9 protein-coding genes are annotated in these 7,055 nt (G+C 54.1%); 5 read left to right on the top strand and 4 right to left on the bottom strand.

Annotation, left to right across the window (positions count from 1 at the left end; translation table 11 throughout):
• Positions 1-314 precede the first annotated feature (314 nt).
• Complete coding sequence (locus K0B01_14325) at positions 315-764, top strand: hypothetical protein (protein MBW6487317.1); 450 nt, start codon at positions 315-317, stop codon at positions 762-764.
• A 124-nt stretch (positions 765-888) separates the two neighbouring features.
• Positions 889-1,710: a DDE-type integrase/transposase/recombinase gene (locus tag K0B01_14320; protein MBW6487316.1), complete on the top strand. Its 822-nt coding sequence runs from the start codon at positions 889-891 to the stop codon at positions 1,708-1,710.
• Here the strand turns inward: K0B01_14320 and K0B01_14315 are convergent.
• The 4 genes from K0B01_14315 to K0B01_14300 all read right to left on the bottom strand — a co-directional run bounded on the left by K0B01_14315 (position 1,680) and on the right by K0B01_14300 (position 5,033).
• Positions 1,680-3,773 (bottom strand): recombinase family protein, encoded by a 2,094-nt coding sequence (locus tag K0B01_14315; GenBank protein MBW6487315.1) that lies wholly within the window; start codon positions 3,771-3,773, stop codon positions 1,680-1,682. The two genes, K0B01_14320 and K0B01_14315, sit on opposite strands and share 31 nt — an antisense overlap.
• Positions 3,763-3,990 carry a hypothetical protein gene (locus tag K0B01_14310; protein ID MBW6487314.1) on the bottom strand — a complete coding sequence of 76 codons (228 nt, stop codon included), beginning with the start codon at positions 3,988-3,990 and terminating at the stop codon, positions 3,763-3,765. Before K0B01_14310 ends, K0B01_14315 begins: the two co-directional genes overlap by 11 nt.
• A 47-nt stretch (positions 3,991-4,037) precedes the next feature.
• Positions 4,038-4,508 (bottom strand): helix-turn-helix domain-containing protein, encoded by a 471-nt coding sequence (locus K0B01_14305; protein MBW6487313.1) that lies wholly within the window; start codon positions 4,506-4,508, stop codon positions 4,038-4,040.
• A 174-nt stretch (positions 4,509-4,682) separates the two neighbouring features.
• A complete protein-coding gene (locus K0B01_14300) occupies positions 4,683-5,033 on the bottom strand; it encodes a Y4bD/Y4pK family protein (protein MBW6487312.1) in 351 nt (116 codons plus the stop codon).
• 50 nt (positions 5,034-5,083) lie between these two features.
• Between K0B01_14300 and K0B01_14295 the strand changes: the two genes are divergently transcribed.
• The 3 genes from K0B01_14295 (at position 5,084) to K0B01_14285 (ending at position 6,698) form a co-directional block, all read left to right on the top strand.
• The gene (locus tag K0B01_14295; GenBank protein ID MBW6487311.1) at positions 5,084-5,524 is read left to right on the top strand and encodes a Mu transposase C-terminal domain-containing protein; all 441 of its coding nucleotides are present in this window, start codon (positions 5,084-5,086) and stop codon (positions 5,522-5,524) included.
• Positions 5,517-6,326, top strand: coding sequence for an ATP-binding protein (locus K0B01_14290; GenBank protein ID MBW6487310.1), 810 nt, complete (start codon positions 5,517-5,519; stop codon positions 6,324-6,326). Before K0B01_14295 ends, K0B01_14290 begins: the two co-directional genes overlap by 8 nt.
• 201 nt (positions 6,327-6,527) lie before the next feature.
• Positions 6,528-6,698: a hypothetical protein gene (locus tag K0B01_14285; protein MBW6487309.1), complete on the top strand. Its 171-nt coding sequence runs from the start codon at positions 6,528-6,530 to the stop codon at positions 6,696-6,698.
• The last annotated feature ends 357 nt before the right edge of the window (positions 6,699-7,055 follow it).

The raw sequence follows: 7,055 nt of genomic DNA, 5'->3' as shown, positions 1-7,055 counted from the left end.
CGATCATATCGCAGATATGGCAGATGATTGGTCAGGTATTTGGCACATCTGTCAACAGGCTTGCGGATTTCCGGTTCGAGATTTCGTTTTGTGGTGCTTCTGCGCATGCCTCCCGCAACATAGCCGGTGTAGGGAATCAGAATCTATGACCCGGCAATAGCGTGAAAATTTCGAAATAAATTGACAAGATCTATTGGATTATCAGAATAAATGAGCCTCGTTGAGGCTTTTTTTATTTGGAAAAAATTGGGCGGCGAGTTTTCGCCGAACTCCACCGCCCGAGAACACGAGCCTGTGCGGCTCAACACAACAGAGTGATGATAATCCATATTGCCGTTGATCTCAAGGAAGTTTTCCAGCAGGGGAAAGATTTTGTCTGGCCAAGCCCCGGTAAATGCCTGCAATGCGAGTGTGCCAAGGTATGGGGTCATGGCTTCCGGGAGGTCATTTTTGACGGTTTTTCCCGGGCGATTCCGCTAAAGCGCTGGCGTTGCCCAGACTGCCGGTGCGTCATCAGTTGTCGTCCGGAGGGCTATTTCAGCCGTTTTCAAACGCCGATCCACACCATCCGTTCAACGCTTTCCCACCGTCTCAGATGCGGCCGATGGCCTTCCGGTTTTATCCGTTGTCGGGGTGGGCATTGGCTGCGAGCGTTAACGATGCGGGTAGCCATGTATCTGGACCGCACCTGGCGCGGCCGGCTGATGGAGGCCTTTGACCATCTGATCGAAAACGGCATGGTCCCGGTGAGCCGGTCCATTTAATCTGTCATGAAAACCGATTGTTGAACACCCTACCTGAGGGTGTCGTTTCAACCCTCTTTTGGCTGTCGTATGAGCAAAATGATCGTTCATACCGACAAAAACCATCAGCAAAGGAGGAGTTGACATGACAGAAGACCAGAAAAAGCAGATTGCGGCGTTTCGTTTCGGGATGATCGCCGAGTTCGTCAACGGGGCGAACCTGGATCACGGCGAAAAAGAACGGCTGCTGCAAGAGAAATGCGCGCGAAAGTGGACCATCCCGTTTTCCGGCAGGACCCGGATCAGCCGGACGACGATGTTGCGGTGGATTCGTGCCTATGAGGACGGCCGGGGCCGACTCGAGGCCCTGTATCCACAAGATCGCAAGGACCGGGGAAAAAGCCGATCCCTGGATGAAGAAACCGGCCTGGCGTTAATCTCGCTGCGGAAGGAATTGCCCAAAGCTACGGCCGGCAGATTAATGGCCGAGATGCAGCATCGCGAGTGGATCACCCCCGGGATCGCATTAACGCGATCCACGCTGTATCGATTTTTGCACCAGCATGATCTGATGGGCCGGCCGGCGTCGATTCCTGAGGATCGACGCAAATACGAAGCCGAATTGCCCAATGATCTGTGGCAGGCGGATGTGATGCACGGCCCCCGGGTCGATGATGGCGGAAAAATGAAAAAAGCCTACCTGATCGCCATCATCGATGATCACAGCCGGCTGATCCCCTATGGCCGGTTTTACCCCTCCGAGAAACTGATCTGCTGGCTGGACGCATTGGAAAACGCCCTGGCCAGACGGGGCCTTCCCCGCAAACTGTATGTGGACAACGGGTCCGCGTTTCGCAGCAAACAGTTTGAGGCCATTACCGCTTCACTGGGCATCTCCCTGATCCATTCTCGCCCGTACAAACCCCAGGGAAAGGACTATGCTTCATACTGCACCTCTTTCGTGTGATCAGATAAGAACTCGATATATGGATGTCTTTTTGATAATTTTCTTCCCTGCCATTTGATTGGCCTATCATCACCTGGCGGTTCAAAGAGACACTGTCGCTTGTCATTGTACACATGCGCTTTCAGGATGCCATGTCTGTGCCATGCATTGACGGTGGCAGTCGAGACATTGAGGGTTTCCGCCATCTCCTCGACGGTAAGTAAACCTCTTTCGCGAAGCCGATGCCACCGGTTTTTCAGTCCATACCCCCTGCAGATGTTGCCGACAATCGTTCCATTGAACTGCTTGCCCTTTCCCGAGAAAAGCCCCTCCTCGTTAAGCATCGAAGCTATTTGCTCGTATGTGTGCTCGTCCAGGAGTTGGTCCATGCGGGCTATAACCTCATTGGCCGTTTGCCACGTTTTGCAGGCCGGCCGAGGCACAGCGGTTTCCAGAGTGGCGGTCGTTCCGCCCTTGAAGCGGATCTGCACGGTGATGTTCTCGCTGCGCGTCAGAGTGGCATCTTCAATGAGCAAACGAACCATCCGCTTGCGATCCCGGTCAGGCGTGTTGGGATTTTCCCACAGCCTGGGGAAGTCTGTGGTAAGGGCCAAAATTTGCATGCGTTCCTCTTCGCTGATCCGGAGGCGGTCGGATTGGCGTTGCCGCTCGGATTTCTCCTTCGTCTCCTCAAGAGCTCGCAGCTTTTGGTTCCATTCTGCCTCCAGCACGTCTGCTACGAGCCGGTTATTGGGATCAACCTGCATATAGCGCCGGCGGGCGAGCTCAGACTCGTAGCATGCACGTTCCACCTGCTTTGTACGCAAACGATCAGCCTCATCCAGCCTTTTCGAAAGCTCCTCCTGGACTGCCATGGCCACATCGAGCGTCACTGGCGTCATCGTCTTCATCAGGAGTTCCCCGATCGCACGATCTACGGTAGCTCCGGGTATTCTTTGACAAGGTTTCCGGGCATTCTCGATTCCATCCCTCTGGCAGACATACTGTGGCAGAAGAGCGCCTCGCCGCTCATGGTATCGAACCGTCATGCGACAGCCGCAAACACCGCAGATCACGATCCCCTGCAACAGCGCGGGGCCTTCCCGCGGGGGGCTCTTGGGTCTTTCCAGCCCATAGGCCAGCGCGCATTCCCGGAGCCTGTGCTGGTTGCCCTCATATTCTTCAAAGGATATGTAGCCTTCGTGAATCCCCGGGATCAGGGAAAACCATTCCTCTCGAGGTCGTTTCCTGTAGACCGCCTTGCCGTCCACCCCTTTGCGGGACTGTACCCGTCCAAATACGAAAGCGCCCGCATACCGCGGATTATGCAAAAGGCCAAGCGTGCGGGAATGACATAACTCCCCCCAAACGAGTTCTCCTTTATGCAAACCCTTCCGCAAACGACGAGGGAAAAGCAGATTCTGCTCTCTAAAATACTTGACCGTTGCATAAGCCGAACCCAGTCGCCGAAAGGTCTGAAAGAACAAACCAATGACTTCGCGCACCTGAGAGTCCGGATCAAGGCAGACCCTCTTTTGCTCATCATAGATAAAGCCCACGGGCAGAGGAGAAGCCAACTCCCCACGCCTTGCTTTATTTAAGATCCCTCCTTGAAGGCGAGCCCTCAAGAAATGGAGCTCTGCTTCGCTCATCGTGCCCTTTAGCCCCAAAAGCAGACGGTCGTTAAAGTCGTTGGGATCATAGAGGCCATCCTCGTCCAGGATGAGAGCATCCGTCAAGGCGCAAAGTTCCAGGAGACGGTGCCAGTCTGCGCAGTTTCTGGCCAGTCGAGACACTTCAAGGCCAAGCACCACCCCCACATGCCCAAGGCTCACCTCCGTGATCAATCGTTTGAACCCCTCTCGATCGGCTGCCGAAGCCCCGGACTGTCCAAGATCGGTGTCGATCACATGCACCCGTTCAATGGGCCAGCCCAGCGCCACGGCCCGCTGGCGAAGCGCGTATTGTCGCTTCGTGCTTTCGGTGTTCTCGAAGACCTGCCTCACCGTTGACTGGCGGACATAAAGGTAGGCGTCCCGTTTAAGATGCGAAGCCCTCACCTTGGAATGAGTTTCAATTACCATCTTTTCCCCCCTTTGCGCAAGATAACGCCATGCCCGCCAGTATCATCACGATATCCGGCTCCATCGACGATCGCCTCTGCACGGGATTGGCTTTTGCCGACTTCTCTCCCGCGGGGGCATAGCTTCCCCAGGCTTTTATCCATGCCGCCATGCCCCGATCAACGAACAACCCCAGCCCGGGTCCGGTTGTGTGTTGCCTCAGGGCCTGGTCTCTCAACTCCTCGTAGCGTTGGGCAATGTCTCTATAAGAGGGCGGGGATGTGTCTAGCCGGACTGTTTTTTTTGCCGCCGTGCAAGTGACCGCTCGATGCTTCGCGGGTGGACCGAGATATCGAAACGACCCTTGATGAGCTCTGCAAGACCCGTCGGGCGAAGAGCCGGATCTTCGGCCATGGCCGTTTCCACAAAGCCAATCAATTCCTCCGAAAGTTTGTGGGCGCTCTTTGGCCCGCGCAGCTTCGGGAAAAGCCCTCCGATTCCATCCTCTTTGAACCGCTTCAAGACCTGGTAGAAGGTCACGCGTGAAAAGCCGAAGGCTTGGGCCGCCAGGGTAGCTGACGTCCCGTCGGTCTGATAGCGACGCAGCATCTCGTATTTTACCTGCATGAGATCCCGTGGGTCGAAAAATTCGTTCCCCTGAAACAGCGGATCCTTGACATCCTCCGGGCGGGGATTGAGTGTGCCCTGTTCGCCTATCGCTTTTGACTTGGAATCGAGAGATGATGGACTGGACATTATAAGCTCCAATGAAATGGTTGCCACCGTTTGTTAAGATAATTATGTCATATTCTTTTCCAATGTCAATAAGTTTATGGCGTTGGTTCGGCTTTTTAATGTCTACAAATGCGGAATTTGACTGCTTCTTCGAGAGAGGTTGCGGCATATTTTCCTTTACATTTACGGCAAAATTCACTTTACACATCGCGCATCTCCTTCCTCCCGGCCACCAAGCCCTGAGATACCCCTGAGCAGACGACACAACTCCAACAGATCGGAGACCCGAAAAGGGGATCGCCCGGCAGAAACCGCTACAAAAGGGTCATGGCCGCGGATATCGGTCCATCCAGCCGGCACTTGGCATAATTTGCCTGCCTCGTCATGGTAGTAGACCCGGTCTTCTCCCCACGTGTGTCTGTAGGTTAACAGGAGGTAGGTTTTCCCATGGAGGGGGTGGAACGGATGCGTGATTTGAAAAGTTTCTGCTTCATCCTTGCATAAGGGCGCATTTGACGGTTTAGACCAAAGGCAAAATCGAAAGATGGTTTAAAACCGTACGATCGTCGTTTCTGGCCGATTATTCGGCCACCACCATGGATCGGCTCAACCGGGATTTTCTGGTCTGGGTCGACGGCTATCATCAGAAAAAACACACCGGCACGGGTCAGACGCCGCTGGCGCGATTTGCCGCCCATACCCCGTGCCTGCGGCACGCCCCGGACAATCTTCGGGATTATTTTCGCCAAACCGTCCTGCGCCGGGTGGCCAAAGACCGGACCGTCACCATCAACGGCCGGCTGTTCGAGGCGCCGGTGCGCCTGATCGGGAAACGGGTGACGCTTTTCTACCATGACGATCATCCGGAAGCCGTCGAGGTGGTGTTTAACGGACAATCCCACGGCATGATCCCGCTGGTGGATATTCATGTCAATTGTCGCGTCAAGCGGGATAAAAACAGCCAGGCCGAACTGACGCCGGCCGCGTCCCGATACCAGGGCGGCCGATTATGGGGAAACGGAGGGAACGATGAATAATCACTACCGTACCTTTTATGGTTTTACAAAGACGCCCTTTGCCGATGCGATCGGCCTGGCGGAAATCCTCAAGACGGAAGCGCTGACCGGCGTGAGCCAACGGGTGGCGTATGCGGTGGGGCTGGGTGCCGCCGGCGTGATTACCGGCGAGATCGGCAGCGGCAAGTCCACGGCCCTGCGATATGCCGTCAGTCTGCTTCATCCATCCGAATACCGCTGTCTTTATGTCATCGGTTCTTCAGGATCGATACTGGAACTCTACCGGCAACTGGCGGCCGAACTGGGAATCGAGACCGCCAGCAGCTCACGGGCGGTGCTGCTCCGGCATATCCGAAAAGGAATCGGTGAACTGGTGGAAAACCAGAAAAAAAAGATCGTGCTGATCATTGACGAGGCCTCCCTGTTGCGGCTGGATGTTTTTGCCGAACTGCATACGCTGTTGCCCATCGGCAAAGACGCCAGACCGGGGTTATCGGTCATTTTCGCCGGACACGACAGTTTGATCGACAAGCTCATGTATCGGCCCTCCCAGCCGCTGGCCTCCCGGGTGGTGGCCCGCAGCCATCTGGAAGGCGTGGACCGGGAAAAAATGGAAGCCTATATCGTACACCACCTGCGGATCGCGGGAGTGGAAAACAACCTCTATGACCCCACCGCCGTCACGGCCATTCATCAGGGCTCCGGCGGCCTGTTCCGAAAGGCCAATCATCTGGCCAGGGGCGCCCTGATCGCGGCGGCGGCGGGCCAGTCCATGACCGTATCCGCCGAGCACGTCCGCCTGGCGGCAACGGAACTGTTTTAAGGTGTCCGGTGAAACGGAGCCGGGCAATGCTGGGGAGCAACCCGGCAAGGGATAGCCGGATGTGGATGACGGTTCATCACGTCAGGGGGGCCATCCGGTCCCCCGCCACATGGATGAACCGGATTTCACCCATGCCTTAAAAAACCCATAAAATCCATTGAGCGCAGCGAATCCGTATCAAAATAAATAGGAGGAATCCTCATGTACGATGTCGACGATGAATGGGAACACGGCGAAAAAAGGGCGCAAATAATGACGATCATCCAAGACATTGTCCTGGATGCCATGATTGAAACCTTGACAAAAATCAAACAGAGAAACGACTGGATGAATCCGGCAAAGGAAACGTCTAAGGATGAAATGAAATTTTGATGAAACGCTTGCAGTCGGGGATGATTTATGCCATTCTGAAACATCCCCGGCTCAAATAATCTGAAAAATTATCAAACGGTTCCAAATAATCAGTAAATGAAAGTTTATTTAAAATGGGAACCAACAATTGGTCGGAAAGCAAGAAATCCACGATATTGGTTCTTCGAATAGCTTAAAATCATAAGATAAAATGGTGTCCATACTGAAGACGACCTTACGGAAAACTTCAAAGTCGGGGAAAATAACTGATTTACTTCATGGAAGGAATCTTGGAGGCGGCATCCAGATTCGAACCAAGAAAAATAATTGATATTATTACAAATATTTTATACCATGACAAACTTTGGACAAACCTTT

The organism is Syntrophobacterales bacterium, assembly GCA_019429105.1.
In the GTDB taxonomy this organism is placed as follows: domain Bacteria; phylum Desulfobacterota; class Syntrophia; order Syntrophales; family UBA5619; genus DYTH01.
Note: the sequence above shows the minus strand (reverse complement) of the source record. Positions and strands in the feature narration are given on the sequence as shown.

What these genes read in the sequence shown, in the direction of transcription:
- K0B01_14320 (MBW6487316.1), top strand. Translation starts at nt 889, where the DNA reads ATGACAGAAGACCAGAAAAAGCAGATTGCGGCGTTTCGTTTCGGGATG.
- K0B01_14315 (MBW6487315.1), bottom strand. Translation starts at nt 3,773, where the DNA reads ATGGTAATTGAAACTCATTCCAAGGTGAGGGCTTCGCATCTTAAACGG.
- K0B01_14305 (MBW6487313.1), bottom strand. Translation starts at nt 4,508, where the DNA reads ATGTCCAGTCCATCATCTCTCGATTCCAAGTCAAAAGCGATAGGCGAA.
- K0B01_14295 (MBW6487311.1), top strand. Translation starts at nt 5,084, where the DNA reads ATGGATCGGCTCAACCGGGATTTTCTGGTCTGGGTCGACGGCTATCAT.
- K0B01_14290 (MBW6487310.1), top strand. Translation starts at nt 5,517, where the DNA reads ATGAATAATCACTACCGTACCTTTTATGGTTTTACAAAGACGCCCTTT.
- K0B01_14285 (MBW6487309.1), top strand. Translation starts at nt 6,528, where the DNA reads ATGTACGATGTCGACGATGAATGGGAACACGGCGAAAAAAGGGCGCAA.